The sequence below is a fragment of the Streptomyces sp. TLI_146 genome (assembly GCF_002846415.1).
Taxonomy (GTDB): Bacteria; Actinomycetota; Actinomycetes; order Streptomycetales; family Streptomycetaceae; genus Streptomyces.
On the sequence record NZ_PJMX01000001.1, the window covers coordinates 2,101,398 to 2,128,194 of the forward strand.

The window sequence follows — 26,797 nt, forward strand, 5'->3', positions numbered from 1 at the left end:
CGAGAACCCCGTGACCGAGTTGCTCGACGCCGTCGAACGCACCGCCCTGCTCACCGCCGCCCTGCGTGCCGCGGAGACGCGCCGGCCCGACCGCATCTACCAGGATCCGTACGCGGACGCGCTCTGCGGTGAGACCGGGCCGGAGCTGCTCGCGGAGATCCGGCAGGCCACCTTCCCGGCGGACGCCTCGCGTACGCTCCCCAGCACTCCCGACTACAACGCCATCCGCACCCGGTTCTTCGACGACTACCTCCAAGAGGCCGCCCGCGAGCCCGGGATGCGGCAGATCGTGCTCGCCCCGGCGGGGATGGACTCGCGCGCCTACCGGCTCGACTGGCCCGAAGGGCTGCGCTACTACGAGGTCGACCGGCCCGCGGTGCTCGCGTACAAGAAGGACCGGCTGGAGGGCGTCAGCCCGCGCACCGACCACCGTACGGTCGCCGTGGACCTCACCTCTCCCGACTGGGAGGACGACCTCCTGGCGGCGGGGTACGACCCGGCCCTGCCGTCCACCTGGCTGCTCGAAGGGCTGCTGTACTACATCCCCGAGCAGGACACCCACCGCATCCTGCGCCGCGTCGCCGACTTCTCGGCGCCCGGCAGCCGGATCGCCGCCGACCTGGTCAACGCGGCCGCCCTGACGCTCCCCCAGATGCGCGGGCTGCTGGAGATCTTCGCGGGCTGGGGCTGCCCGTGGCTGTTCGGGACCGACGAGCCCGAGGCGCTCTTCGACAGCTTCGGGTTCTCCGTCGAGGCGCTGCAACCCGGCGAACCAGGAGCCGACTTCGGCCGCTGGCCGGACCCGGTGCCGCCCCGGGACGAGGCGAACGTGCGCCGGGTGTTCTTCATCCACGGTCGGCGGCGCTGATGCCGACAGCTTTGGTCGTAGGAGGCAGCGTCGCGGGTCTGGCCTCCGCGCTCGCGCTGGCGGGCACCGGGCGGCGGGTCGTCGTCCTGGAGCGCTCCGCCCCGCCGCCCCGGGGCGCGATGGCCGACCTGCACAGCCGCTGGCAGCGCCCGACCGTGCCGCAGGCCCAGCACTCCCACACGCTGACCTCGCTCGGCGTACGCACGCTGCGCACGCGCGCGCCCGAGGTCCTGGCACGTCTGGTCGCCGCCGGTGCCCCGCTGTTCGACCTCACGCGCGCGTTGCCGCAGGGCGCGACCGACCGGGCGCGCGAGGTGGGCGACGACGAACTGGTCGCGCTGGGCTGCCGCCGCACCACGCTCGAACTCGTCCTGTACCGGACGGTCGAGGCCCTGCCGCAGGTGGAGATCCGGCACGGCACGACGGTGCGCGGGCTGCGGCTGAGCGGCGACCGCCGGTCCGTGCGCGGCGTGGTGACGACGGACGGCGCGCACCTGCCCGCCGACGTGGTCGTGGACGCCACCGGCCGCCGCGCGGCCGCCCGGGGCTGGCTCTCGGATGCCGGGGTCGCGGTGGCGGGGGATCTGACCAGCCCGTCCGGTCTGCGCGGCTTCACCCGGTTCTACCGGCTGAGAAGCAGCTCACTGCCCGGGCCGCTGAACCGGGGCCATGCCGCCGGGGACATCTTCGACCACTACGCGGGCGTGCTGCACCCCGGCGATGCGGGCACCTTCGCGATCGCCCTGGGCACCCTGCCCGGCGACACGGAGCTGGACCGGCTGCGCCACTCCGACGCCTTCACCGCCGTCGCGCGCGCCACTCCGGGCCTGACCGCCTGGCTCGACGACGCCGTGAGCGCGCCCATCTCCGGCGTCCATGCGATCGGCGGCCCGGCCAACGTCCTGCGTGCCACCGCCGTACGCCCGCCCGTGGCGGGCCTGTTCCCGGTCGGGGACGCCGCCTGTGTCACCAACCCGCTCTACGGGCGGGGGATGTCGCTGGCGCTCGCGCAGGCCTTCGGCCTCGCCGACGCGCTGGCCGCGCACCCCGCGGCGGAACGGACCGAGGCCGCGGCCGGGTTCACCGACGCGCTCCTGCGGCCGTGGTACGAGCACGCGGCGAGCGTCGACCGGGAGCGGATCGGGCGCTGGAGCGCCCACGTGCACGGCCGCGCCCTGCCGCCCGCGTACTCCGGCTGCCCCAACACGTCCATACGGGCGGCCGCCGCCCAGGACGGGACGGTGTGGCGGGGGCTGATGCGGGTCCTGATGGGGCTGAGCACTCCGGACGAGGTGTTCGGGGACGAGAAGTTCCGTCACCGAGTGGCCCAGGCGCCCCGTGGCGCGGTTCCGGCGAGCACGGCGACCCAGCCCCGCCAGGAGCTCCTACACGCCCTCCTGGCGGCGGAAGGAGACCCGTCGTGACGCCCGTCGCAGCGCCGTCCTCCCGCCGCGTGCCCGCCGTGGCGGAAGGAGCGCGCCGCCGGGTCCTGCTGGCTCCGATCACGATCACCCCCTCCAAACCGCTCGCCCCGTCCCACCTGAAGGGTCTGTTCTGGACGGACGTGATGTACCGGGCGACCGCGTGTCTGGCGGACGTCGACTACCGCTACAGCCACTCCACGTACCACCTCACCGAACAGACCCTGGGGTTCTGGGAGTTCCTCGACCGCACCCACGGGGACACCGGTTACGCGGAGCTGACGGAGGACGACATCGGCTCGCTGTACGTACGCCACCGCGCGGCGGCTGACCGGGTTCCGGCCGCCGCGCTGCGCCCGTACGCCGACGCCGTCGAGCACCACGGCTGGGTGCACCCGGCCGCCACCCGGATCCTCGAACTGTGGCGGGGGCACTACGCCCGCCTCGGCCTGTACGACCCCGGGCTCCTCGCCCACCAACCGCCCGGCCTCGGCCTGGAGGAGATGCTGGAGCGGCTGCGCGCGCGTGGTCTGTGCCTGGACCACCGGGGGCTCGGCGGACCGGTCTACCTCGACCTGACCCGGCACGGCCTGCCGCTGCGGCAGATCGTCACCGCCGACGGCCGCCCCAACTACCTCGCCTGCGCCCTGCGCGAGCTCCTGCCGCTCGCTCCGGGGTACGACGAAGTGGTGTTCCTGTACGACCCCGAGCTCGACCCGGACTACCAGCTCCTCGCGCGCGTGCTCGCCCCGCTGGGGCCCATCGTGCACCGGGTCCCGGTCGGGCGCGTCCCGGTGGACGGCGAGATCCGCTCGGCCCGTGCGGGCGGCTGGCGGGGCCTGGACGCGGCCTCGCTGATCGAGGCGGCGTCCGCCGACCACGACGACGCGGCGCTCCGGCTCGGCATGCGGCTCTACTTCATCGCGACGCTGGGGCCGGGCCAGGGCCAGTCCCATCGGCCGGAGCTGCTGCACCAGTGTCTCAAGCGGGCCGGCCGTCTGCTGGCCGGTGCGCCCGCCACCGCCGAGCCGGGTCTGCCCGAGCGGCTGGGCGTCCACCGCCGCGACCACGCCCATGTGGACCCGTACCGGCTCACCACGAGCCTGCTCGGCCGGCGCCGCGCCGCGCCCGCGCGCGATCTGCTGGCGGAGGTGTTCCTGTGCCGCTGACCGAGCAGCGACGACCGGCGGGTGTTCCCGAGCCCCTGACCCAGCGACGGCTGCGCGCCGAGGCGTTCCGGCGGCTGCGGCGGGTGCGGCCCGAACTGGCCGCCGCCGAGGGCGAGTCGGATCTGGCCGCGCTGCTGGCGGCGCGCGCCCGGGCCGTCGAGCGGCCGGACGCCGACGCCGTGCAGGCGGTGGCGGTCGTGCGCCACTTCGACCCCGCCGCCTGGGTCCGGGACGCGGCGGCCTTCGCGCTCGGGCTCGCGCCCGGCACGGCGGCGGCCTGGCGGCGCTCATTCACCCGAACGGTGTTCCTGGCCGGGAACCCCGCGAACCTGCTGGGCCGTTACTCCTTCGACCGCCTGGCCGAGGACGGGTCGGTCGGCTGGTGCGGCCCGGCACCGGCCGGGAGCAGCGCGGGGCTGCGCCGCCTGCTCAAGCTGTTCCAGTCCACGGCCACGTTCCCGGTGGGCCCGCCGGGAACGGTCACGGTCCCGGCCCCGACCGCCAGTCGGGGTGCCCCCGGGACGCACCGGCAGGCCCCGACATCGGGGCCCGGCGCCGAACCGCTGCCGCAAGGCGCCGTCCCGCCGCGACCCGGCCCCCCGCCGAGGGCCGGGGTCCACCGCGACCTCTATGTGGCCGCCTCGGGTGTTCCCGTGCCCGAGGCGCTCGTCCACCTCAACCACCTGGTGGTCGAGGCGGCCCTGGACGGCCTGATCACGCCGGGAGACCGGCTGACGCTGCGCTCCGTCCCGAGCCTGACCGGCGCGACCGCGCCCTTCGCCGCGCTCCGCGTCGATGTCGACCGCACCCGTCCCGACCGGCTCCGCGCTTTCGCCGCACTGACCGAGGAGACTCCCGATGACTGACCGCACCACCGTTCCCGACGGCAGCACCCCGGGCACGCCGCCCGTCCGCCTGGGCATCCACGGCTCGCCCGACCTGGCCACCGCGATCGTCCGCGCGGCGGGCCGCGCCGAGAGCGGGGTCGAGCTGGTCGGGTACGACGTGGCCGACCCGTTCCGCGGGCTGCGGGCCAAGGAGCTGGACGTCATGATCGTCAAGTACGGGCTGCGGGAGCCGGATCTGGCGGTGAGCGAGCCCGTCGCGCTCGACCCGCGCGCGGTGATCGTCGGCGCCCACCACCCGCTCGCCGCGCACGCCTCCGTCTCGGTGGAGGAGGTGGCCGCCTACGAGGGATTCCGCTGCCCCGGCTCCTTCCCGGAGTACGTGTGGGACGAGGTGGTGCCGCCGCGCACCCCGAAGGGCCGCCGGATCCGGCGCGCGTACGACATGGGCACGGTGAAGGGCCTGATGGGGACGCTCTCGGGGACCGACGCCGTCCATCTGACGTTCCAGTCCTTGGAGGCCATCGCGCCGGCGCAGACGAGGGTGATCCCGATCTCCGACCTGCCGCCCGCGCCGGTCGCCCTGGCGTGGCTGCGCGATCCCGAACCGGCGGCGCACATAGCCCGATTCGTCGCGGACGCCGAGAACGGGAGCACGGCGCGATGACCGCGGCGGCCGACGGCCGGGTCCCGGTGGTCCTGCTGCACGCGCTCTCCCTGGACTCGTCGATGTGGGACGCGCAGCGGGAGGCCCTGGAGCGGCGTGGACACCTGGTCGTCGCTCCCGACCAGCGCGGCTTCGGCGCCACCGAGCTCGGCGACGAGCCGCCGTCGCTCGACACGGTCGCGGACGACCTGGCCCGCGAGCTGGACGAGCGCGGCATCGCGCGTGCGGTGCTGGTCGGGGTCTCGATGGGCGGCTATGCGGCGATGGCGTTCCTTCGTCGGCATCCCGGGCGGGCGCTGGCGCTCGCCCTGGTGTCCACGCGGGCGGACGCGGACGACGAGGCCGCGCGCACGGCAAGGGAAGGCTTCGCGGCCTTGATGGAGGACCCGGTGAAGGGCCCGGCGGTCATCGAGTCCACCGCGCCCCGGCTGGTCGGCGCCACCACGCACGCCGAGCGTCCGCAGGTGCTGGCCCGGGTCCGTAAGGCGGTGGCCGGGGCCTCTCCCGCGTCGCTGGCCTGGGCCCAGCGGGCGATCGCCGCCCGGGGGACGCGCTGGACGTCCTGAAGGCCACCGATGTTCCGGCCGTGGTGATCGTCGGGGAGGAGGACGAGCTGATCTCGGAGGCGGACACACGCGCCACGGTCGAGGCCCTTCCCCGGGGGCGTCTCGTGGTCGTCCCGGGCTCGGGACATCTGCCGCCGCTGGAGACACCGGAGGCGATCCAGCGCGAACTGGACGCCTTGCTCGCCAAATTGGACGCGTGCACGACGGAAGTGGAGCGCTGATGCTCACCGACGACCACCGGGCCTGGGGGTTCACCACCTCCACCGGACTCGGCTTCACCCACCACACCATCGTCGACGCCCACTTCGACGCGTGCCGGGACGCCTACCTCGGCCTGCTAGGGCAGGCGGGCATCCGGCCCGGCGCGCACGTCCTGGACGCGGGCTGCGGCGGCGGGGACTTCCTGCCATGGCTGGCCGACCTGGTCGGCCCGGAGGGCCGGGTCTCGGCGGTGGACCTGGCCGAGGAGAACGCGGCGCTGGCCGCCGAACGGCTGGCGGAATGGTCCCCCATCTGCCCGGTGGACATCCGCCGCGCCGATCTGCTGGAACTCCCCTTCGCGGACGCCACGTTCGACGCCGTCTGGTGCGCCAACACCGTGCAGTACCTGAACGACTCCGAACTGGCCCTCGCGCTGCGCGAGCTGCGGCGGGTGGTGCGGCCCGGCGGCACGATAGCGGTGAAGGACCTGGACGCCCACCTGATCACGGCCCGGCCGACGGACCCGTATCTCTTCGCGGACTTCTTCCGCGCGGCGGTACGCACTCCCGGATACGCGGCCCAGCTCCTGCGCACCCGTGATCTCCACCGCCATCTGAAGGCCGCGGGCCTGACCGAGGTGCGGCAACAGGCCGTCCTGATCGAGCACTTCTCCCCGCTCACCCCGCAGGCCCGGGCCTTCTACGCGCCGACCTGCGCCCGGCTCGCCGAACAGGCCCTGGCGCTCGGGCTGAGCGAGGAGTGGCGCCGCTTCGCGGACCCGGACGCGGCGGACCACCCGCTCGACGGACCCGACGGATATATCAGCGAGGGCAATGTGCTGGCCGTCGGGACGGTGCCCGGCGAGCGGGAATTGCGCGCGCCCGTCGCTCGTTCTGCGGGAGAGGAGCACATCTAACGGACCTGCGGTCCGCGGGAGGCACGGAGTGAACAGCGAGCAGGACACCATCCGCAGGATCCTCACCGAGACCGGGGACACCTGGGCGGTCGTGGGTCTGTCGTCCAACGAGCGGCGCGCGGCGTACGGAGTGGCGGCGGTGCTCCAGCGGTACGGCAAGCGGATCGTGCCCGTGCACCCCAAGGCCGAGACGGTCCACGGCGAGCAGGGCTATCCGTCGCTGGACGCGATTCCGTTCAAGGTCGACGTGGTGGATGTGTTCGTGAACAGCGAGCTGGCCGGTGACGTGGCCGACCAGGCCGTGGCCGCCGGGGCCGAGGCGGTCTGGTTCCAGCTCGGGGTGATCGACGACGCGGCGTACGAGCGGACCCGGGCGGCGGGGCTCGACATGGTCATGGACCGGTGCCCGGCGATCGAGATACCCCGGCTGGGCTGAGGCTCGCCCCGGAGGCCGGCCCCGGAGACCCGCCCGGGCGACTCGCACACGGCGCTGTACCGGCCGTGCCGCACACCCCGTTCTCGCCCGGTCGCGGCCCGCTGCCGCCTCCCGTCCGCTGTACCGGACCGCCCGGCGCGCTCATACTGGCGCCGTCCCCCAGCTCCCGAACAAACCCACGGGAGGCGTTCCTTGCTCAAGCTCGTCCGCACCCCGGACGGCCGGAAGCTGGCCGTCGAGAGCCGGGGGCACCCCCTGGGCAGACCGGTGTTCCTGCTGCACGGCACACCGGGCAGCCGGCACGGCCCCGCTCCCCGCAGCACCGTGCTCTACCGGATGGGCGTCCGCCTCATCACCTTCGACCGGCCGGGGTACGGGGACTCGGACCGGCGGCCGGGGCGCCGCGTCGTGCACGCGGCGGAGGACGTGGCGGCGATCGCCGACGCCCTGGGCATAGGCGAGTTCGCCGTGGTGGGGCGCTCCGGCGGCGCGCCGCACGCGCTGTCGTGTGCCGCGCGCCTTCCGGGGCGTACGGCCAAAGCGGTGGCGCTCGTACCGCTGGCGCCGCGCGACGCGGACGGCCTCGACTGGTTCGACGGCATGACCGAGGACAACGTCCGGGCGTACACGATCGCGGCGGGCGGCCCGGAGGCGGTGACCGCCGCGTTCGAGCTGCGGGCGGAGGAGATACGGGCGGATCCGAGGGCGACGGTCACCGCCATGCACGGCATGGTGCCGGAGCCGGACCGGGAGGTGCTGACGGACGCGGCGATCCGGGCGCTGCTCGTCCGCAACTTCGCGGAGGGGCTGCGCTGTTCGGCCGACGGATGGGTCGACGACGTGCTGGCGCTGAGCTCGCCCTGGCAGTTCCGGCCGGAGGACATCCGTACGCCGGTGCTGCTGTGGCACGGAGAGCAGGACGTCTTCGCGCCCGCGCAGCACACCCGGTGGCTGGCCGAGCGGATCCCGGGGGCACGCCTGGAAGTACCCCCGGACGCGGCGCACTTCGGCGCGCTCGCGGTGTTCACCCGCGCCCTGCGCTGGGCGGCGGCCTGCTCCTAGGCCGGACGACCGCCCGTGGCACGACAGGGCCCACCCGCCTCTGAACCTGCTGCCTGGACCAGAGACAAAGCGAGGAAAGCCCCCGTCCCTGGACCTCCCTAGACCGGCTGGATCTCGATGTCCCGGTCCAGCCGCTGCCAGGCGCGGGCCGCCTCCGCGATCGGATGGTCCACGCCCAGGCGTTCGGCGGCCGGTTCGATCACCGCCGCGCGCATCCCGGCCGCGTCGTCGCCCCGGTCCGCCGCCCGCAGGGTGACCGCCAGGTTCGACCGGCAGACCAGCACGTCCGGATGCCACGGCCCGAGCTTGTCGAGCAGTCCCTCCAGCGCCGCGTACTCCCACCGCTCGGCCAGGTCTACCCGGCCCAGGTCTCCGTACACGTTCGCCAGGTTGACGGCCGCGCAGAGCGTGAACGGGTGCTGGGGGCCGAGCGCCCGCTCCAGCCGGTCGCGGACCTCCTCGGCGTCCGCGACCGCCTCCTCGGCGCCTCCGGTCGCCCGCAGATGGACGACGGCGTTGGCCGCGCACGCCAGGCTGTAGGGGTGGGACTCGCCGAGCGTCCCCCGGTAGCCGTGCAGCATCTGCCGGGCCAGGTCGAGGGCGTGCGCCGGGTCGCCGGTGGCCGCGAGGTCCGCGGCGAGGCTCACCCCGCAGGCCAGGGTGTCGGGCGAGGCGGGCCCGTACCGGTCGCGGAACCGCTCGTACGTCTCGCCCGACAGCCGCATCGCCTCGTGCGGATGCCCGGCCCTGCGCAGCGAGACGGCCAGGCTCTTGGCGGCGCGCAGCACCTCGGGCGCGTGCGGGTCCAGGACCCGGCGCAGCCCGTCCACGACCTCCCGCAGGACCTCCACCGACACCGCGTACTCGCCGGTCTCCCGCAGGTCCCCGGCGAGGTTCATCTTGGTGACCAGGGTGTAGGGGTGGTCGTCGCCGAGCAGCATGCCGCGCCGCTCCACGGTCCGCTCGTCGAGCCGCCGGGCGGCCTCGCTGTCGCCGGTGAGGCGGTAGTCGATGGCCAGGTTGTGCGCGGCGATCAGGGTGCGCCGGTGGGCCTCCCCGAAGAGGCGGCGCATGCCCCGGTAGACCCACAGGTCGCGTTCGAGCGCCTCGTTGAACCTGCCGACGGCGCGCAGGTCGGCGGCCAGGCTGCCGGTGACGATCAGCACGCTGGGGTGGTCGTCGGCGGGATGGTCGGCGTGGAACAGGCGCAACTGGCGGGCGAGGGTGTCCTCGTCCATCGTCAGTGCTTCCTGGTATCTGCCCTGCGCGCGCAGGGCGTTGGCCAGCTCGAATCGGATGTTGAGGGTCTGCAGCGCGTCCTCGCCGAGCCGACGGCTCCAGATCCGGTCCAGCTGGGCGCCGAAGACCCGGGCGCTCTCCAGTTCGCCGCGCCGCAGGAGGTAGCGGATCCGGTCGACCATCAGGTCACGGGCCTTGGCGTCGTCGCTGTCCGCGATGCCGGAGGCGTTCAGATGGGGCCAGATCAGCTCGAAGGCGGGCCAGCTCTTGGGGTCGTTCACCGGGTCGTCCCGGTCGACGCCCTCGGTGGGCCGGGCCTGCGCCAGGATGCGGTGGACCACGCTCTTGGTCTCGGTCTGCTCCTCGGGGGTCAGCGCGTCGCGCACGGCCGCCTGGACGAGGCGGTGCACCTGGATGCTGCTGTCCGCCGGGTCCACCTTGGCCAGGGCGAACCGGTTCAGCGTCTGGATGACCCGGCCCAGCATGTACCGCTCGCGCAGATCGGCGTCGTACGGGAGCAGCGCGTCGAACATCGCGTCGCTGCCGATGAGCCGCATCGAAACGGGTTCGGCGGAGAAGAACGCGCAGATCTCCAGCAGGCGCACCGCGGCCCTGGACTCCTCGCGCAGCCTGCTGATGGAGATGGCCCAGGTCGCGCCGAACCGCAGCCCGTACCCCTCCGGCGTGCCGAGCGAGAGGACCGTGGTGCTCTGCTCCGCGAGCTGGCGCAGATAGGCGTCCACGGGCGTCGCCGTCTCGGCGAGCCAGGCCGCCGCCACCTCCACGGCCAGCGGCAGATCGCCCACCGCGTTGGCGACCAGGTCGGCGTCCTCCGGCGGCAGGCCCGCCACCCGCCAGGTCAGGTGCTCCACGCTCTCGAACCGGGTGAAGACCTCGACCTGGGTGGTCTCCACCCGGTTCGTGGCCGGTTTGTTGCGGCAGGTGGCGAGCAGATGGCCGTAGACGGCGGCGGGGAGCGGCCCGATGGCCGGGGGCAGCCGGCGCAGCGCCTCGTCCGGGTCCTCCACGTTGTCGAAGATCAGCAGCCAGCGCGGGTAGCGCTCGCCGCGCCACAGCTCCTGGAGGGCCGCCAGGGCCGCCTCGGCCACCACGTCCCCGGTCCGCAGGCCCATCTCGGCGGCGAGCTGCGCCAGCGAGGCCAGCACCAGGTCGGGCCGCTCCGCCTCGATCCACCACACCAGGTCGTAGTCGGCCCGGAAGCGGTGCGCGTATTCGAGCGCCACCTGTGTCTTGCCGACGCCGCCGAGTCCGTACAGGACCTGGGGCAGGCGCTGTGCGGAGCGGCTGTCGCCGCGCAGTTGGTCGCGGACCCGGTCGAGCAGGTCGGTGCGGCCGGTGAACCAGCTGTTGCGCGGCCGTACGTTCCAGATCCGGGGCGCGTTCCCGGGGAAGCGGGGCCGGTCGGGGGCGCACGGGAGCGCGGCGGCGGCCTCGGCCCGGCCCAGCGCGCCGAGCAGCGCGGCCGCCGCCTCGGCCTCGTCCACCCGCACCAGGTCCACCGCCCGCAGCCCGCCCGGCGGCGGTGTGAGCCGTACGTCGCCGACGCGCACGGGCAGCACCTGGCGGCGCCCGCCGGCCCGGTCCGGGGCGGGCCCGCTGTCCCACAGCCCGCGCCCCGCCCGGGACTTGAGGTAGGGCGGGGAGGCGATGTGCAGGACGCGGTGGGCGCCGTCCTCGCCGGTCTCCGGCTCCATCAGGGCGGAGCCGGGGTCGCGGACGTCCACCGGGAAGGTGCGGAAGCCCGCCGCGCCGAGCACGGCCGAGAGCCAGTCCACCCACATCCGGTCCTCGGACACGTGGTTGAGCACGATGTTCGCGGGCGAGGTGGGCCTGCGCCGGGTGAAGGCGGCGACATGGGCGAGCCGCAGCGACTCGTCGATCGGCGGAAGGCCGGTGACCTGCCCGTGGGTGAGCACCGAGGTGAGCCGCTCGCAGGCGGCGAGCAGGGAGCTGCCGAGGTTGGGCGGGTCGCCGAAGGTCGCCAGGACCTCCTCGTAGGCGTAGAAGGGCCGGTACGGAATCTCGACCGTGCCCCAGTAGCTGTCGGCGGACTCGCCGGTCAGGCCGCTGGGGAGGCCTTCGAAGTACTCCCGGGCGAGCGCCCGCCCGGCGTCGGCCTTCTCCTTCTCGCCCTCGTCGATACGGGTCGGCACGGGCAGGATGCGGATGTTCCGCTCCTGGTAGCGCTCCTCGATGTAGCGGGCGACGGCCGAGGCGCCGTCGATGCTCTGGTCGCTGAGGGTGAAGCAGACGACGAGGACCTGGGGCATCTGGACGGTGCAGATGTCGGCGATGTCGCTCAGCCCGGTGCGGCTGTCGATCAGGGTGAAGTCGTAGTGGCGGCGCATGTCGTCGGCCATGGCGTCGAAGAACTGGCCGCCGCCGGAGTGCTCGTAGAAGTGGTCCCAGTCCATCCGTCCCACGACCGAGGAGTAGTCGCGGTTGCGGCGGCCCGCCGAGAGGAAGTCCAGGCTGCCGCCACTGGGGAAGGACCAGTCGAGGGTGACGGCGTGCGGACGCACGCGCGCGTAGGCGCGGTGCCAGTCCGGGGCGCGCTCGCCGGGCCGCCGGGCCTCCTCCTGGTACTCGGTGATCAGGTTGATCAGGCCCGGCGTCGCCTCCAGGTCGCGCAGGTTGAGGAAGGGGTGGAAGAACCGGTGCAGTCCGGGCGCCTCCAGGTCCCAGTCGACGGCGAGCACCCGGTGGCCGTTGGCCGCCAGGATCCAGGCGCAGTTGGCGAGCGCCATCGTGCGTCCGGTGCCGCCCTTGTACGAGTAGAACGTGATGACGGTCCCGTCACGGTTCTCGGCCATCTGGGGGGCCCTCCACCTGCTCGGCCTTGCTCTTCCCGGCGGCGCGCTGTTCTCGCTGGTCCCCGGGGCGGGCGCGGGCCGCCCGGCCGAGCCCGACCCCGTCCGGCAGGACGTGGGGCAGCGGGCTGCCGGGCCCGGCCGGCCGACCCGTGCGCGCGGCGCTCTCGTAGTGCCTGACCGCCGACCGGACCGCCCTGGGGAGCTCCTGGCTGAAGGCTTCCAGAGTAGGCAGCCCGCCGCCCTGCGTCAGGTGGCCGGGACTCTGCCGCAGCCTTGTCGCGAGCACCTCGTCGGCGACATGGCGCAACTCGGCTTCGCGCGGCGGCGATTCGGGGTCGGCGCGGTTCCAGGGAACCATCACGCTGAGCCACGGGCGGGGCTCGGCGCAGAGCAGCCGCACCAGTTCCCGGTGGCGCGGCGAGTCCAGCGCCCAGCGGTCGAGCAGCAGCAGCCCGGGGGCTTCGGGCGGGCCCGGGCGCAGCAGCCGGTCGGCGCTGTCGTCGAACTCCGCGAGGCGCACGGTGTAGTTGAGGTTGACGACGAGGTCGGCGGTGTGGCGGGCCAGCGGCCGCGCGGACAGCGGGTGGTACGGGTTCCAGTCGCTGGGCCGGGGGCCGTAGCAGTCGGGGCCGCGCCCGCGCGGCAGTCCGTCACGGGAGCAGGCGAGGACGGTCACCTCCAGGTCGCGGCCGGGGCCGGGGGCCGTGCCGAACGCGGAGGTGAGCGTCGCGTAGTCCTGGAGCGGGTCGCCGTCGGCCACCCGGGTCCGCTCGGCGACGCTCACGATGCGCTTGGCGAGCTGGTAGACGGCGTGTTCGTAGTGGTCGCGCAGATAGCTGAGCTTGATCATCCCGTAGAAGCCCTCGTCGGCGTACTCCTCGCCGAAGTCCGCGTGGTCGAACCGCAACCGGCGGGCGGGCTCGGGGAGTTGGTGCGGCAGGACGGGGATCCAGAGCGCGGGGATGATCGCCGGGGGCGCGCGGTGCTCGCTGCGCGACTGGTGGAGGGTGTCGCGCTCGGCGAACGCGAACCACTCCCGGCCGCACTGCTCGCTGAGGAAGTAGCGCGGCGAGTAGAGCGGGACGAAGACGCGGCAGTGCGCCAGCGCCTCGGTGATCTGCCCCTGCCAGTCCTCACCGGGGCGTACGTGCTGGTCCATGAACCCGGCGGGCACCCCGGCCGGGAGCGCGGTCAGCTGCATCACGTGCGCGGACAGGTCGCGGAAGAAGCGCTGCACCCAGAGGTCGGGGTCCTTGTCCCGGGGATCGTTCTTCGGTGTGTGCGCGTAACTCAGGAAGAAGTACGGCCTCGGCTCGTGCCCCCCGCCCCGCGCGGCTCCGTGCAGCACCGCTCCCTCCCGGTCCGAGTGGGTGGGTCCCCAGTGTAGAAAGCGAGCGATCCGCGGCGGAACCGCTTGTACGAGCCGATTCGGGGGCGGCCGGTCACCCGCGCGGCGCGTTGCGGGCCCGCCAGGCGTCCCGGTGGCGCCGGGCGGAGTCGGCGGCCGCGGCGAGCGCCTCGGGTGCGACCCGCTCCTCCCGCCAGGCCGATGCGGTCTCCCCCATCCCGGCGACGAAGCGCTTGCCCGGGCCGGTGAGCGCGCCGCAGCGGGCGAGCGTGTCGATCGCCTCCGTCGTCTGCCGCCGCCAGCGCGCGAACTCCGCCTCGGCCCGGCCGCGCGCCGCCGGCGTGTCCGCGGTACTGCGCCGCACCCGCCAGAAGTCGGTGACCGCCAGGTGCGCGTACGCCCCTTGCAGCAGGGCGCCCAGCGGTCGCGGGTCGTCGCGCCAGGGGGCGTAGTAGCGGCCGGTGTCCTCCGGGTCGTACAGATCGCAGCTGTCCAGCACCGCGCCCAGCTTCACGTGCTGGAACTCGTGGACGATCAGGAGGGCGAGCAGCGCGGGGGCGGCCGGGCGGGCGGCGCCCACGGCTCCGAAGGCGTCCCGGCAGGTGGCGCTGGTGTCACTGCCCGCCCGCGGCCTCAGCGGGGTGATGGACCGCAGCCCGGCGGCGATCCCCGGTGCGTACGCGGGCAGATGACGCTGGATCAGGGACCAGGCCCCGGCGAGCGCGTCGGCCCAGGCGCGCGCCCCGGACGCCGGGAGCCGCTCGTCGGCGGGCCAGGGATAGCGGTCGCGCAGCGGGTCGGTGTCCTCCAGGGCGACGGTCCAGCCGCTCGCCTCGAAGAGCCGTACCGGCTGCCAGTGGGGGGTGCGGCCGTCCAGGCCCTCGCCCCATCCCATCTCGATCCTGCGGCCGCCCGCCCTTACGGTGAACCCGTAGGCCTGCGCGGTCAGTTCGGCCTCCTCGGCGCCGCCCGGCAGCAGGGCCCGGCCGATGCCGGGCAGCCGCAGGGTGCCTTCGCGCAGCGGTACGACGACGGTGTCGGCGCGCCGGGCGCGCAGCGCCGCCGACGCCGCGAGCTCGGCCAGACCGCCCGCGAGCGTGCCGGGTTCACGGCCGCCGAGGACGCCGAGCGCCCAGGGCCGGAAGTAGGGGTGGGCGAGGGCCGTCTCCAGGGCGTGCGGGGCCGCCGTGTCCAGGTCGAGCAGCAGCTCCCAGGCGGCGGCCGCCCGGCGGTCCGACGGGTCGGCCCGGCCGCCGACGGCGGCGAGCAGACCGCGGTTGAGGTCGAGCTGGGCCAGCGCCAGGCGGGCCACGGTGTCGGCGCCGCCGAATCCGGCGGCCAGCTCCTCGAAGTCGGCCGGTTCCAGGGCCTGTTCGGCCTCGGGCCGGACGGGCTCACCGGCCCGGGCGTGCGCCGGGCGCTCGGGGAGCGACTCGTGCGTGCGGATGTTCATGATCAGCGCCATCAGGTCGGGGCAGAACACGGACGGATTGTCGAAGCCGGTTCCGGTCCGGTAGCGGTGGGCGTAGAGGCCGCCGCCGCAGGACGCGACCACGGGACAGGAGGTGCACTGCGCGCAGAGCGCCTCGATGCCCTTCTGGCGGGCCAGCATCCCGGGGTGGGTGAGCACGTCGTCGAGGCTGTGCTCGAAGACGTTCATCCCGGTGGCCGGGGCGCCGTCGTAGGACGTCTTGAGGCTGTCGGCCTGCTCGAAGGTGCCGTCGGTCTCGACGACCACCAGATCGGCCGGGGCGAGCCCCAGGGATTCGGTGAGGCTGCTGCCGCCGCGCAGGGTGCGCTGCACGGATTCGAAGAGCCGTACGGGGACCGGGCGCCCCTGCCCGTCCCAGCGCCGGTACACGACGTCGAGCCAGTCCGCGTACGGCGTCGGCGAGCCCGTGGGGCGCGGCGGCGGGTGGTCCCAGGTGGCGTGCGGGAGCAGGAAGTCGATGCGCGGCGGGTGCAGCGCGGCCAGCGCGTCGTACACCGCGACCGGGTCGTTCGCCAGGTCGATGGTGCACAGCAGCCCGGCGAACAGCTCCCGGTAGCGGGGGCGGCCGAGCAGGGCGACCGCGTCGAGGACCCGGGCGTGGCTGCTGCGGCCGTCGGCGTAGCGGCGGTGGCGGTCGTTGGCGGCCTTGTCGCCGTCGAGCGAGATGCCGACGCGGATGCCGAGTTCGCGGAAGAGCTCACAGAACTCCTCGTCGAGCAGTACCCCGTTGGTGTGGATGCGCAGATCGAGGGCGCTGACGCCGCGCAGGGCGCGCCCCAGCTCCTCGGCGGCGCGTCTGAGGAGGGCGGGCCCGGCGAGCAGCGGCTCGCCGCCGTGCAGCACCACATGGACGGCGGGCAGCCGGTGGGCCCGGGCGTGGGCGGCGATCCCGGCCGCGGTGGCGGTCAGGGTCTCGTGCGAGACCGCCCTGGGCCGGCCGCGCCAGCTGGTGTCGGCGTGTTCGTACACATAGCAGTGGTCACACGCCAGGTCGCAGCGGCTGTGCATCTTCAGTACGACCTGCGACACCACCGGAGGCGACCGGTCCACGGCGGATGGCCTCCGGCTAGAGCGCCGACTGGAAGGCGGCGACCGGCACCGTCGAGGCGTGCTCGGCGGCGATCAGGCGCTGTACCGCCGCGGGGAGTTCCCCGCCGCGCGCCTTGGCAGCCTGTGTGTGCAGTGAGGGCCGTTCACGGCCCTGGCGGTCGGTCGCCGGACAAGGTCGTTCGGCGGCCGTGACGAGATGTCCCATGGATCCCCCCACCGGCGGGCGTGCGTCGCTGCGGGAGGGCTTTTGCCCTCTCCGCACTTGTCTTCCCCGCTTCGGCCACTCTCGCACAGGTCCGCGCCGGATCGGTCCGACTCCCGCGCATGGATGGCCAGTTCGCGCCACCCGCCGGAGGCCGACCATACGCCCCACGGGCCACTCTGGCACCGCGGGCCACGGCGCCGGAGCGGTCAGCGTTCGAACGGGACCGAGATCGCCATGGTCATCTCCACCGGCTCGGTGCCGTCGTTGCGGTAGGTGTGGCTCGTACTGGCCTCGAAGGAGACCGAGTGGCCCGCGGGGACGGGGTGTTCGACCCCGTCCACCACGAGGGTGAGGGTGCCCGCGGTGACATGGATGAGCTCGTGGGTGCCCGTCGGGTGCGGGTCGGAGGAGCTGCCGTCGCCCGGCATCAGGCGCCAGCGCCACATCTCCAGCGGGCCGGTGGCCTCGGTGCCCGCGAGCAGCGTGCTGGAGCTGCCCCGCTCGGTGGACCAGAGGCGGACGGCCTGGTCCGGCGGCACGATCCGCACGCTGGGCCCGCTCTCGTAGTCGAGCAGGGTCGTGATGCTCACGCCGAGGGCGTCGGCGATCTTCACCACGGTGCCGACGCTGGGGTTGGTGCGGGCCTGCTCGATCTGGATGAGCATGCCGCGGCTGACCCCGGCGCGGGAGGCGAGCGCGTCCAGGGTGAAGCCGCGCTCGGTGCGCCAGCGCTTGACGTTGCGGGCCAGGGAGTGGGTCAGCAGATCGAGGTCCGACACATTCCGTCCATGATGGGGGCCGCCAAGGACGACCGGCTAATATTTTGGATAACAAGTTCAGTATAGTGAACTACGGTCCGGTGCACCGGACCGTTCACCGCACTGTACTGCGAGGCGCTCCCATGACGGCACAGACGGCACTCTTCGCCCTGGCCACCAGCCTCCTGTGGGGGCTGGCCGACTTCGGCGGCGGGCTGCTCACCCGGCGCACGCCCGCGCTGACCGTGGTCGTCGTCTCGCAGACCATCGCCGTGGCCGTCCTCGGCGCGGTCGTCGTGGCGACCGGCGGGTGGCACGAGGCCGGGCCGCAGCTCTGGTTCGCGGTGGCGGCGGGCGCGGTCGGCCCGGTCGCGATGCTCAGCTTCTACAAGGCGCTGGCGCTCGGCCCGATGGGCGTGGTCTCCCCGCTCGGCTCGCTCGGCGTGGCCGTGCCGGTCGGCGTCGGCCTGGTCCTCGGCGAACGGCCGGGGCTGCTCCAGCTCGCCGGGATCGCCGTGGCGGTGGTCGGCATCCTCATGGCGGGCGGCCCGGAGTTCCGGGGCGCGCCGGTCCAGCGGCAGGCGATCGCGCTCACGCTGCTCGCCGCCTTCGGGTTCGGCGCGGTGATGGCGCTGATCGCCGAGTCCTCGACCACGGTCACCGGTCTGTTCCTCGCGCTGTTCGTGCAGCGCGTCACCAATGTCGCGGTCGGCGGGACGGCGCTGTACGTGTCCGTGAGGCGCGGCGGCGCGGCGCTGCCGGAGGGCGGCCGGGCCGTCGTCGTGGCCGCGCTGCCCGCGCTCGCCTTCGTGGGGCTGGCCGATGTGGCCGCGAACGGTACGTACGCGATCGCCGCGCAGCAGGGGCCGGTCACCGTCGCGGCCGTGCTCGCGTCTCTGTACCCGGTGATCACCGCGCTCGCCGCGCGGGGTGTGCTCAAGGAACGGCTGCGCGGAGTGCAGGCCGTAGGGGCGGGGGTCGCGCTGGTGGGGACGTTGCTGCTGGCGACGGGTTGACGCGGCCGGGGGGTTGCCCGCGTGCTGGTCGCACCCGCAGTGTTTACAGCCCCGCACCCCTCAAGGCGCGCTCACACCTCGTCCGCCGCCAACTCCGCCACCGCCAGCAGCTGTTCCGGCGTCACGCCCTCGGGGATCGGCACCGGGGCCGGTGTGCGCAGGGGCGGCTGCCAGCCGTTCTCGCGGTCCCAGGTCCGTACGACCCTCGCGGGCGCCCCGGCCACCACCGCGTGGTCGGGCACCTCGCCCCGGACCACCGCGCCCGCCGCGACCACCACGTTGCGGCCGAGCCGGGCGCCGGGCAGGACGACCGCGCCGGTGCCGAGCCAGCAGCCCGGCCCGATCTCCACCGGCTCCATCCGGGGCCACTGCTTGCCGACCGGCTGGTGGGGGTCGTCGTAGCTGTGGTTGGTGGAGGTGATGTAGACGTACGGGCCGCAGTACGTGTTCGAGCCGATGGTCACCGTCGTGTCCGCGATGACGTGGCTGCCCCGGCCGAGCACCACGCCGTCCCCGAGGGTGAGGATCGGCTCGGCGCCGAGGTCGAGGCCCGGCATCATCCCGGCCGTCAGGGTGACCTGCTCGCCGATGATGCAGTGGTCGCCCAGCTCGATCCAGGCCTCGCCGAAGACCGTGCCCTGCGGGAACGCGAGCCGGGTGCCGGAGCCGATCCGGCGGAACCGCAGCCGCCCGGGGTGCTCGGCGGTGATCGCCCCCGCCTGCTGCACCCACTGCCAGCCGCGCTGGACCGCGCCCGCGGCCAGCCGGCGCCGCCAGGCGGTCAGCGATGAGAACGTGTTTCTGTTCTTCGGCACCCGCACACGGTACTCACCGCCGACTGCGCCGGTCAGCGCCGGGACCTGTGATCTTCCGCTCAGCCCGGACCCGGCAGGTCAGCCCCGGTGCGCCTCTCGATGGTCCTTCGCCAGGCCCAGGTACATCAGCGCGTTGACCTTGATGCCCTCGCGCTCCTCGTCGCTGAGCTCGCGCCTGACCTTGGCGGGCACACCCGCGACGAGCGAGCCGGGCGGTACGACCATCCCCTGCGGCACCAGCGCCTGCGCGGCGACCAGCGAACCGGCGCCGATCACGGCCCCGTTGAGGACGGTCGCCCCCATGCCGATGAGCACGTCGTCCTCGACCGTGCAGCCGTGCAGCACGGCGTTGTGCCCGACCGAGACGCGCTCGCCGACCGTCACCGGGAAGCCGGGGTCGACATGGACCGTGCAGTTGTCCTGGATGTTGCTGTCGGCGCCGAGCACGATCGGGCCGCAGTCGGCCCGCAGCACCGTGTGGTACCAGACGCTCGCCCCGGCGGCCAGGGTCACCTCGCCGAGCACCACGGACGTCGGCGCGGTGAACGCCGCCGGATCGACCTGCGGCTTCTTCCCGCCCACCGCCACGACCAACGCCTGCTCTGCCATGCGCCACTCCTTCGTACGGATCTCATCGCGCCCAGGGGCACGGTAGGCGACGGTTCACCGGGGTGTGCGCCCGGGTGGCCCGTACGATCACCGGATGGCACTCTTCCGGATCGACCGGCGTACGCAGGCGGGCCCCGACGAGGTCTGGCGGCGGCTCACCGACTGGAGCCGCCACTCGGGAAGCGTCCCGCTGACGCGGATCGCCGTCACCACTGCCCCGCCCACCGCCGTCGGCACGGTCTTCGTGGCCCGTACGGGCATCGGGCGCCTCGCGTTCGAGGACCCGATGGAGGTCATGGAGTGGGAGCCGCCCGAGCGGGGGCGGCCGGGGCGCTGCCGGATGGAGAAGCGCGGGCGGCTGGTCACCGGGTGGGCCGAGATCGAGGTGCGCCCCGGTCCCGAGGGGGCCGGGGCGCTGCTCGTGTGGCGGGAGGACCTGCGGGTGCGGGGGCTGCCGCGCGCCCTGGACCCGGTGGTGTCGCGTGTGGGCCGGTATGTGTTCGGCCGCGCGCTCACGGTCCTGCTCGGCGGCTGAGTCAGTCGACGGCGGGCACGTTCTCGGCCGGGGCCGACTCGATCTCGGCCGACGCCTTCTTCGCGCGGTTCTTGACCACCAGCATCGAGACCACGCCGAGGACGGCCGCGAGGCCCAGACCCACGTACGAGAAGTTCTTCAGCCACGACTCGGCGACCACGCCGATGTAGTAGATCGCGGCCGTCGTGCCGCCCGCCCAGCAGATGCCGCCGAGCACGTTGGCGATGAGGAACTTCCAGTACGGCATGTGCAGCACGCCCGCCAGCGGGCCCGCGAAGATGCGCAGCAGCGCGATGAAACGGCCGAAGAAGACCGCCCACATGCCCCACTTCTGGAAGGACTTCTCGGCCATGGCGACATGGCCCGCGCTGAAGTGCTTGGGGAACTTGGCGCCGAGCCAGGCCAGCAGCCCCCTGCCGCCCTTGCGGCCGATCGCGTAGCCGATCGAGTCACCGACGACCGCGCCCACCACGGCGGCGGCGCCGAGGATCACCGGGTTGATGTGGCCCTGCTGGGACGCCAGCAGCGCCGAGCTGACGAGGACGATCTCGCCCGGCAGCGGAATGCCGAGGCTCTCCAAGCCGATGACCAGCCCCACCAGGAGGTAGACACTGACGGCGGGGATGTTCTCCAGCCACTCCTGGATGTGCAACGCCCGTTTCCTCCCGATAGCGACGGGCCGACGCCCGGCGTGCGCCCCCCTTGGCGCACGCCGGGAAGCCTACCCGCTCACGCCGAGTCGGCGGCGTCCCAGAACGCGCACCTGTGCGCGCGGGCGACCGTGGTGACCACGGCGTTGCCGCCCGCCGACGCCGTGCGCAGCCGCAGCACCCGGCCCGGGGCCCCGTCGCCGGACCCGTCGGGCATCGCCGGCTGCCCGGCCGCCCGGGGCGGTCCGCCGTGCAGGAAGGAGCCCCAGTACGCGGTCATCTGCCGGGCCAGCGCCCGCTGGGCGGCGTCGAAGGGCGCGTCGAGCCCGAAGTGCCGGAAGAGGTACTGGACCTCGTTCACATGCGTCGCCCCGAAGCCGAAGTCGGTGTGCAGGGCGCGCAGCGAGGCGAACGGGGGCGAGGTGCGGTCGGCGAACTCGTACGCGTAGACCGGAACCCGGGCCGCCGCCGCCCGGTCGAGCCGCAGCGCGGGGCAGGCCATCAGGTGGTCCCCGATGGCGGTGGCGTAGGCGAGCGTGGCCGAGGGGAAGGCGCTCAGCGGGTAGTGCGCGAGGACCTCGGGGGCGCGGGCGGCGCCGAAGTGCTCGGCGACCGCCTCGGGGTAGTCGGCCGCCGCGAGCGGATAGCGGGAGAAGGCGAAGAGCCGCCCCTCGTCCTCGTTGGCCCCGTTGAGCAGGGGCACCCGGGCTACGCGGCCGGTCGCGAACGCGGTGGCGGGCTGCTCGGGCAGGAAGGCGCCGCCGGTGACCGGCCCCCAGTCGAGGCCGGACTGCGCGGCGAGCAGCTCGGCCGCCGACTTGCGGCGCAGACACGCGAGGGCGGTGGTCTGCTCGGCGCACCCGGCCCGGCGGGCGAAGGCGGCGCCGTCGGCCGCGGCCTTCGCGCGGGTCCTGGCCGCGCAGTCGCCGTACGCGCCGCTCTGGATCACGGCCGCGCGGAACAGGCCGCGCGCGGTGGGCGAGGCGAGCTGGGTGCAGACCGAGCGGCCGCCCGCCGACTCCCCGGCCACGGTGACCCGGCCGGGGTCGCCGCCGAAGGCGCCGATCTCGGAGCGCACCCAGCGCAGCGCGGCCTGCTGGTCGAGCATGCCGTAGTTGCCGGAGACCCCGTCCCAGGCCTCCGCGTCCAGACCGGGCAGGGCCAGGAAGCCGAGGGCGCCTAGGCGGTAGTTGACGGTGACGACGACGGAGCCGGTGCTCCGGGCGAAGGCGTCCGGGACGACGTCGGAGCCCGCGCCCCCGGTGAGTCCGCCCCCGTGCAGCCAGACGAGGACGGGCAGCGCGCCTCGCCGGTGCCCGGGCACGTACACATTGAGGGCGAGGCAGTCCTCGGTGTGGGTGGCCCGCTCGTATCCGGGGTCCCAACTGGCGCCCTGGACACAGCGGTCGGCGAACCGGGTCGCGTCCCGTACGCCCCGCCAGGGCGCGGCCGGGCGCGGCGCCGTCCAGCGCAGCGCGCCGACCGGCTGCTCGGCGTAGGGAATTCCCAGGAACTGCCGCCCCTCGTCGGTCGTTTCCCCTGTGAGCAGACCGGAGTGCGTACGTACAAGGGTGGCATCGGGGGTGAGCGCCCCGGCCGGGACGGGGGTGAGCAGGGCGGCCGCGCAGGCGGCCGTGAGCAGCAGGGCCGTGCGGATCCGGGGCGCGAGCCGGGCCGTGCGGATCCGGGCCGTGCGGATCCGGGGCGCGAGCCGGGCCCATATCGCGCCGCCGCTCACCGCCGGACCTCCCCGTGGCCGGTGAGCCGGATGTCGCGCGCGGAGGCGCCCACCTCCACGCGGCGGCGGCCGGTGCCCAGGACCCAGCCGTGCCGGGCCGGGTCCCAGGACGAGAGCGCGCGGGCGGGCAGCGTGACGGTGACCCGGCGGGCGCCGCCCGGGGGCAGCTCCAGGCGCCGGTAGCCCGCGAGCGCGCGCTCGGGCTGGTCGAGGCGGAGGTGCGGCGAGCGGCCGACGTAGACCTGCGCGACCGTGGTGCCGGTGCGGCGGCCGGTGTTGCGGACGGTGAAGGACACCGAGAGCCCGCCGTGCTCGGCGCGCACGGACAGGTCGTCGTAGCCGAAGGATGTGTACGACAGGCCGTGGCCGAAGGGGAAGAGCGGTGCGACGCCCGCCCGGTCGTACCAGCGGTAGCCGAGGTGGATGCCCTCGCTGTACTCCTCGACGCCGTCGACGCCCGGGTAGCGGCGCGGGTCGCCCGCCACCGGGTGGCGCTCGTCGGAGACCGGGAAGGACTGGGTGAGCCGCCCGCCCGGGTCGCAGTCGCCGAAGAGCACCGCGGCCGTGGCCGCCGCGCCCTCCTGGCCGGGGTAGTACATCTGGAGCACCGCGGCGGTCCGCTCCAGCCAGGGCATGGTGGTGCTGGAGGAGGTGTTGAGGACCACGGTGGTACGGGAGTTGGCGGCGGTGACGGCGTCGATCAGCGCGTTCTGGTGGCCCGGGAGCGCGAGGGTGGTGCGGTCGGCGCCCTCGGTGGCGTCCTCGTACGCGAAGAGGACGACGCTCTCGGCCCCGCGCGCCACGCGTACCGCCTCGGCCACGTCGGCGGCCCGGGTCGCCCCGGTGATCCGGCGCAGCCGGAACACCTGCCCGTCGGCGCCGCCCTTCGCGGTGATCTTCAGCGTGTGCGGACCGGCCGCCAGGCGCACGGTGGCCCGGCGCACGGCGAGCCCGTCGGGGGCGGCGCTGACCAGGCCGCCCGCGAAGTACTCGCCGTAGCCCGGGGCGAGCGGGAAGAGCTCGGTGCCGTCGAGCAGCACGACGGGCCGCTCGCGCCCGGAGTAGTGGATGACCAGCGTCCACTCGTCGGCCTCGGCGGCGGTGAGGGTGCCGTCGTAGGTCCAGGTCGCGCCCGCGGCGACGTGCTGTCCCTCGAAGTCGGCGCCGGGCGAGACGGCTCCGGCGGGCAGGGCCCGGCCGAACAGGTCCTCGCCCAGGGCGTGGCGCACCCGCGCGCCCTTGCCCGCCCGCTCCCTGATGGCGTCCAGGGGGCTGGCGGCCCGGTCCGGCACCACATGGGCGCTGCCGCCGCCGCTGACGAAGGGGAGCGAGCCGGTCGGGCCGATCACGGCGATCGAGCGGGCGGCGGCGCCGGTGAGCGGCAGCGCGCGGCGCTCGTTGCGCAGCAGCGTGGCGCCGGCCTTGGCCACTTTGAGGGCGGTGCGGGCACCGGCGGCCGGGTCGCGGTCGGGGCGGGCCGGAGCGCTGCCGTCGAGCAGCCCGAAGCGCTCCATGACGGTCAGGACGCGGCGCACCGATCGGTCCACGAGCGCCCGCGGGACGCTGCCGTCCCTGACCGCCGCCTTCAGAGCGGCGCCGAAATAGGTGCCGTCGGGCATCTCCATGTCGAGCCCGGCCTTGATCGAGGCGACGGTGGAGTGGGCGGCGAACCAGTCGGTCATCACCCACCCGTCGAAGCCCCAGGCCTCCCGCAGCACCCCGGTGAGCAGGTCCGCGTTCTCGCAGGCGTAGGTCCCGTTCACCTTGTTGTACGCGCCCATGACGGCCCCGGCGCGGGCGGCGACCGCCGCCTCGAAGCCGCGCAGCTCCGCCTCGTGCAGGGTCCGCTCGTCGGCCCGTACGTCGATGGACATGCGCTCCTTCTCCTGGTTGTTCAGGGCGAAGTGCTTGACCGTGGCGATCAGGCCCTGCGCCTGGATGCCGCTCACCTCCTCGGCCACGAGATCGGCCGAGAGCAGCGGGTCCTCGGAGAAGGTCTCGAAGTTGCGGCCCGCGTACGGGGTGCGGATCAGGTTGACCATGGGCGAGAGCAGCACGTCCTGGCCGAGCGCGCGGCCCTCGCGGCCGATGACCTCCCCGTACTCCCGGGCGAGCGCCGGGTCGAAGGCGGAGGCGAGCAGCACGGGAGCGGGCAAGGCGGTCGCGTGCTTCGTGACGCGGACCCCGGCGGGACCGTCCGCCAGCCGCAGGGGCGGGATGCCGAGGCGGGGCACGCCGGGCACGTATCCGGCCTGGCCGAGGCTGTGGGGGTCGTCGGCGCCGTGCAGGAAGGTCAGCTTCTCGTCGAGGGTGAGGCGGCGGATCAGCGACTCGACCCGGGGGCTCGCGGCGGGGGCCGCGGCGGACCCGGTCGCGGGGGCACGGGTTCCGGCGGCCCCGGCGGGCCGGGCGCTCCAGCCGGTCGCTGCCGCGGCGACCGTGACGGCGCCGCCGAGCAGCCACAGGGCGGACCTGCGGGAAACGGTGTCGGACATGACCGTCACTCCTTTGTGTGCGGGCACGGCGAGGTGACACGTGCAAACGACAGGACGTGCTTCGGCTTCTGAACACACCATGAGCCAGAACCCCGGTGACGGTTCGTCAGGCGCCACGTGTTGTCCGAGAAAGCTAGGACCGGCCCGGAAAGGAGTCAATAAGTTGAACAAGAAACGGATCCGGCCCCGAGCACATGAGCGCTCGGGGCCGGATCCGTTCGGGAACCGCGTGGATCAGCTGTGCGGCCGCAGGGTCCAGACGACGGTCATCTCGCCGGTGACGGCGCCGTCCTCGCGGGTGATCGCGATGGCGACCGGGAACTCGGGGCGCTCCCCCGCGTCCAGCTCCGCGACGACGTCCGCGATCGGGCGGCCCAGCGTGGCGGTGGCGGTGACCACGCCCATGGCGAGCTTCTTGTAGCCGATCTCCGCCTTGACGGCGAGCGGCACGGCCCGGTTCATCTGGTCGCCGAAGGCGGCGATCACGATGGCACCACTGGCGGACTCGGCGAGCGTGAACATCGCGCCGGCGTGCGGTCCGCCCACGTGGTTGTGGTAGTCGGCCTGGTCGGGCAACCGGACCACGGCCCGCTCGGGGGTGGTCTCCAGGAACTCCAGCTTGAGGGTCCTGGCCATGGGAACGGTCGCGGCGAGCATCTCGCCTACGGACATCTGATCAGCGCTCATAGCATCGGATGTTACCCGTGAGTAGTAGACCTTGACCATCCCCTCACAGGGGCGGACGTTGGAGCTGTGACCTGTCCCCTCTATGGTTACTCGCCATGTGGCAAGGACAGCAGCCGCCCGGGGGCGAGCAGAATCCGCAGGACCCTAACCAGAACCCGTACCAGCAGCCGGGGTACCAGGCACCGAACCCGTACCAGCAGCCGACGCAGCCGGCGCAGCCGGCGCCCGGCGGCTACCAGCAGCCGGGATACGGCTATCCGCAGCAGCAGCCCAACCCGTACCAGCAGCCGACCGTGCCGCAGTACCCGGTGGGGGCGCCGCCCGGACCGCCGATGCCGCCGCAGGACGGCGACGGGGGCAAGAAGAAGACGACCCTGATCGCCATCGTCGCGGCGACCGCGGTCGTGGTCGCGGCGGTCGTCACCGGCGTCGTGGTCATGAAGGACGACGGCAAGAAGGACACCAAGGCCGACGACAACAAGCCGTCGCAGAGCGCCTCGGCTCCGCCGCAGGCCTCCTCGCCCGCCGCCAACCCGCGCGGCGGCTCCACCGAGCAGGAGAAGCCGACCATCGAGGGATGGAAGGTCATCACCAACCCGAAGTGGGGCACGGCCTTCGACGTCCCGTCGGACTGGGAGTTCAAGGGCCCGACCTGGGCGGGCGGCTTCGAGGACCACGCCAACCCCACCGGGAAGCCGATCATCATGCAGTCGGCACCCGCGTACTACAAGCCCAAGTGGTGCACCGAGGACTCCAACCACGACGGCAACACCGAGGACACCGAGCTCGCGGGCACCGGCACCAAGGGCGCCGACGGCGCCAAGAACACCGACGAGGTGGCCGAGAACCAGGTGCCGTGGTGGGTGTACGGCGCGTACACCCAGCCGGACAAGAACATCATCAAGATCGTCAAGCCCGTTCCGTACACCACCAAGTCGGGCATCACGGGCAGCGTCGCCCGTGCCTCGGCGACCGGGGTCAAGAAGACCAGCAAGTGCGACACGGACGGCCAGGCGATCACCTTCGGCTTCAAGAACGCCAAGGGCGACTTCGTGGCCTGGAGCCTCTACTCGGTCACCGGCGTCAACGGCGCGGTCTCCGAGGAGACCATCCAGAAGATCCTCAGCACGGTCCGCCTGGCCGGTCAGCCCACCGGCTGACCTCCGCCGTACGCG

The 26,797-nt window shown here is 74.0% G+C and carries 24 protein-coding genes; 13 read left to right on the plus strand and 11 right to left on the minus strand.

What is annotated here, in order from left to right; genetic code table 11:
* Nucleotides 1-10 precede the first annotated feature (10 nt).
* The 10 genes from BX283_RS09645 to BX283_RS09685 all read left to right on the plus strand — a co-directional run bounded on the left by BX283_RS09645 (nt 11) and on the right by BX283_RS09685 (nt 8,151).
* Entirely contained in the window at nt 11-868 is an 858-nt protein-coding gene (locus BX283_RS09645; RefSeq protein ID WP_101387226.1) for an SAM-dependent methyltransferase, read from the plus strand.
* Complete coding sequence (locus BX283_RS40570; RefSeq protein ID WP_180357118.1) at nt 868-2,292, plus strand: hypothetical protein; 1,425 nt, start codon at nt 868-870, stop codon at nt 2,290-2,292. Before BX283_RS09645 ends, BX283_RS40570 begins: the two co-directional genes overlap by 1 nt.
* The gene (locus tag BX283_RS09655; RefSeq protein WP_257582383.1) at nt 2,289-3,458 is read left to right on the plus strand and encodes a hypothetical protein; all 1,170 of its coding nucleotides are present in this window, start codon (nt 2,289-2,291) and stop codon (nt 3,456-3,458) included. Before BX283_RS40570 ends, BX283_RS09655 begins: the two co-directional genes overlap by 4 nt.
* Nucleotides 3,449-4,324: a DUF6182 family protein gene (locus tag BX283_RS09660; RefSeq protein WP_257582385.1), complete on the plus strand. Its 876-nt coding sequence runs from the start codon at nt 3,449-3,451 to the stop codon at nt 4,322-4,324. The genes BX283_RS09655 and BX283_RS09660 overlap by 10 nt, the downstream gene beginning before the upstream one ends.
* Nucleotides 4,317-4,970 (plus strand): LysR substrate-binding domain-containing protein, encoded by a 654-nt coding sequence (locus BX283_RS09665; protein ID WP_101387227.1) that lies wholly within the window; start codon nt 4,317-4,319, stop codon nt 4,968-4,970. Before BX283_RS09660 ends, BX283_RS09665 begins: the two co-directional genes overlap by 8 nt.
* Nucleotides 4,967-5,536 carry an alpha/beta fold hydrolase gene (locus BX283_RS09670; protein ID WP_257582387.1) on the plus strand — a complete coding sequence of 190 codons (570 nt, stop codon included), beginning with the start codon at nt 4,967-4,969 and terminating at the stop codon, nt 5,534-5,536. Before BX283_RS09665 ends, BX283_RS09670 begins: the two co-directional genes overlap by 4 nt.
* Nucleotides 5,533-5,757 (plus strand): alpha/beta fold hydrolase, encoded by a 225-nt coding sequence (locus BX283_RS41520; protein WP_373979557.1) that lies wholly within the window; start codon nt 5,533-5,535, stop codon nt 5,755-5,757. The genes BX283_RS09670 and BX283_RS41520 overlap by 4 nt, the downstream gene beginning before the upstream one ends.
* Nucleotides 5,733-6,653: a class I SAM-dependent methyltransferase gene (locus tag BX283_RS09675; protein WP_257582389.1), complete on the plus strand. Its 921-nt coding sequence runs from the start codon at nt 5,733-5,735 to the stop codon at nt 6,651-6,653. The genes BX283_RS41520 and BX283_RS09675 overlap by 25 nt, the downstream gene beginning before the upstream one ends.
* 28 nt (nt 6,654-6,681) lie before the next feature.
* A complete protein-coding gene (locus tag BX283_RS09680) occupies nt 6,682-7,089 on the plus strand; it encodes a CoA-binding protein (RefSeq protein WP_257582390.1) in 408 nt (135 codons plus the stop codon).
* A 192-nt stretch (nt 7,090-7,281) separates the two neighbouring features.
* Entirely contained in the window at nt 7,282-8,151 is an 870-nt protein-coding gene (locus tag BX283_RS09685; RefSeq protein WP_101387230.1) for an alpha/beta fold hydrolase, read from the plus strand.
* Between the two features lie 98 nt (nt 8,152-8,249).
* Here the strand turns inward: BX283_RS09685 and fxsT are convergent, their stop codons facing one another.
* The 5 genes from fxsT to BX283_RS09710 form a co-directional block, all read right to left on the minus strand.
* Nucleotides 8,250-12,224 carry an FxSxx-COOH system tetratricopeptide repeat protein gene (gene fxsT / locus BX283_RS09690; RefSeq protein ID WP_101387231.1) on the minus strand — a complete coding sequence of 1,325 codons (3,975 nt, stop codon included), beginning with the start codon at nt 12,222-12,224 and terminating at the stop codon, nt 8,250-8,252.
* Entirely contained in the window at nt 12,208-13,572 is a 1,365-nt protein-coding gene (locus BX283_RS09695) for a TIR-like protein FxsC (RefSeq protein ID WP_257582391.1), read from the minus strand. Before BX283_RS09695 ends, fxsT begins: the two co-directional genes overlap by 17 nt.
* A 94-nt stretch (nt 13,573-13,666) precedes the next feature.
* Nucleotides 13,667-16,114 (minus strand): FxsB family cyclophane-forming radical SAM/SPASM peptide maturase, encoded by a 2,448-nt coding sequence (locus BX283_RS09700; protein ID WP_101387232.1) that lies wholly within the window; start codon nt 16,112-16,114, stop codon nt 13,667-13,669.
* A 16-nt stretch (nt 16,115-16,130) separates the two neighbouring features.
* Entirely contained in the window at nt 16,131-16,319 is a 189-nt protein-coding gene (locus BX283_RS09705) for a hypothetical protein (protein ID WP_101387233.1), read from the minus strand.
* A 206-nt stretch (nt 16,320-16,525) separates the two neighbouring features.
* The gene (locus BX283_RS09710) at nt 16,526-17,098 is read right to left on the minus strand and encodes a helix-turn-helix domain-containing protein (RefSeq protein ID WP_101387234.1); all 573 of its coding nucleotides are present in this window, start codon (nt 17,096-17,098) and stop codon (nt 16,526-16,528) included.
* Nucleotides 17,099-17,220: 122 nt separating this feature from the next.
* Between BX283_RS09710 and BX283_RS09715 the strand changes: the two genes are divergently transcribed.
* A complete protein-coding gene (locus tag BX283_RS09715; protein ID WP_101387235.1) occupies nt 17,221-18,093 on the plus strand; it encodes a DMT family transporter in 873 nt (290 codons plus the stop codon).
* A 71-nt stretch (nt 18,094-18,164) separates the two neighbouring features.
* On the opposite strand, the gene BX283_RS09720 is transcribed toward BX283_RS09715, so the two are convergent.
* The gene (locus BX283_RS09720) at nt 18,165-18,908 is read right to left on the minus strand and encodes a DapH/DapD/GlmU-related protein (protein ID WP_101392248.1); all 744 of its coding nucleotides are present in this window, start codon (nt 18,906-18,908) and stop codon (nt 18,165-18,167) included.
* A 78-nt stretch (nt 18,909-18,986) separates the two neighbouring features.
* On the minus strand, nt 18,987-19,517 hold the full coding sequence (locus tag BX283_RS09725; protein WP_101387236.1) for a gamma carbonic anhydrase family protein: 531 nt from the start codon (nt 19,515-19,517) through the stop codon (nt 18,987-18,989).
* Between the two features lie 94 nt (nt 19,518-19,611).
* Between BX283_RS09725 and BX283_RS09730 the strand changes: the two genes are divergently transcribed.
* Entirely contained in the window at nt 19,612-20,052 is a 441-nt protein-coding gene (locus BX283_RS09730) for an Immediate-early protein 2 (protein WP_101387237.1), read from the plus strand.
* Nucleotide 20,053: 1 nt separating this feature from the next.
* Here BX283_RS09730 and BX283_RS09735 read toward each other — a convergent pair whose 3' ends face one another.
* The 4 genes from BX283_RS09735 to BX283_RS09750 all read right to left on the minus strand — a co-directional run bounded on the left by BX283_RS09735 (nt 20,054) and on the right by BX283_RS09750 (nt 25,607).
* Nucleotides 20,054-20,704, minus strand: coding sequence for a DedA family protein (locus BX283_RS09735; protein ID WP_101387238.1), 651 nt, complete (start codon nt 20,702-20,704; stop codon nt 20,054-20,056).
* A 77-nt stretch (nt 20,705-20,781) separates the two neighbouring features.
* Nucleotides 20,782-22,440 carry a carboxylesterase/lipase family protein gene (locus BX283_RS09740; protein WP_257582394.1) on the minus strand — a complete coding sequence of 553 codons (1,659 nt, stop codon included), beginning with the start codon at nt 22,438-22,440 and terminating at the stop codon, nt 20,782-20,784.
* Entirely contained in the window at nt 22,437-24,935 is a 2,499-nt protein-coding gene (locus tag BX283_RS09745) for a glycoside hydrolase family 3 C-terminal domain-containing protein (RefSeq protein ID WP_101387239.1), read from the minus strand. The genes BX283_RS09740 and BX283_RS09745 overlap by 4 nt, the downstream gene beginning before the upstream one ends.
* 234 nt (nt 24,936-25,169) lie before the next feature.
* Complete coding sequence (locus BX283_RS09750; protein WP_101387240.1) at nt 25,170-25,607, minus strand: DUF4442 domain-containing protein; 438 nt, start codon at nt 25,605-25,607, stop codon at nt 25,170-25,172.
* A gap of 110 nt (nt 25,608-25,717) precedes the next feature.
* Here BX283_RS09750 and BX283_RS09755 point away from each other — a divergent pair, with 110 nt between their 5' ends.
* Nucleotides 25,718-26,782 carry a hypothetical protein gene (locus BX283_RS09755; protein WP_101387241.1) on the plus strand — a complete coding sequence of 355 codons (1,065 nt, stop codon included), beginning with the start codon at nt 25,718-25,720 and terminating at the stop codon, nt 26,780-26,782.
* Nucleotides 26,783-26,797: the final 15 nt, after the last annotated feature.

What these genes read in the sequence shown, in the direction of transcription:
- BX283_RS40570 (WP_180357118.1), top strand. Translation starts at nt 868, where the DNA reads ATGCCGACAGCTTTGGTCGTAGGAGGCAGCGTCGCGGGTCTGGCCTCC.
- BX283_RS09665 (WP_101387227.1), top strand. Translation starts at nt 4,317, where the DNA reads ATGACTGACCGCACCACCGTTCCCGACGGCAGCACCCCGGGCACGCCG.
- BX283_RS09670 (WP_257582387.1), top strand. Translation starts at nt 4,967, where the DNA reads ATGACCGCGGCGGCCGACGGCCGGGTCCCGGTGGTCCTGCTGCACGCG.
- fxsT (WP_101387231.1), bottom strand. Translation starts at nt 12,224, where the DNA reads ATGGCCGAGAACCGTGACGGGACCGTCATCACGTTCTACTCGTACAAG.
- BX283_RS09705 (WP_101387233.1), bottom strand. Translation starts at nt 16,319, where the DNA reads ATGGGACATCTCGTCACGGCCGCCGAACGACCTTGTCCGGCGACCGAC.
- BX283_RS09715 (WP_101387235.1), top strand. Translation starts at nt 17,221, where the DNA reads ATGACGGCACAGACGGCACTCTTCGCCCTGGCCACCAGCCTCCTGTGG.
- BX283_RS09725 (WP_101387236.1), bottom strand. Translation starts at nt 19,517, where the DNA reads ATGGCAGAGCAGGCGTTGGTCGTGGCGGTGGGCGGGAAGAAGCCGCAG.
- BX283_RS09730 (WP_101387237.1), top strand. Translation starts at nt 19,612, where the DNA reads ATGGCACTCTTCCGGATCGACCGGCGTACGCAGGCGGGCCCCGACGAG.
- BX283_RS09745 (WP_101387239.1), bottom strand. Translation starts at nt 24,935, where the DNA reads ATGTCCGACACCGTTTCCCGCAGGTCCGCCCTGTGGCTGCTCGGCGGC.
- BX283_RS09750 (WP_101387240.1), bottom strand. Translation starts at nt 25,607, where the DNA reads ATGTCCGTAGGCGAGATGCTCGCCGCGACCGTTCCCATGGCCAGGACC.
- BX283_RS09755 (WP_101387241.1), top strand. Translation starts at nt 25,718, where the DNA reads ATGTGGCAAGGACAGCAGCCGCCCGGGGGCGAGCAGAATCCGCAGGAC.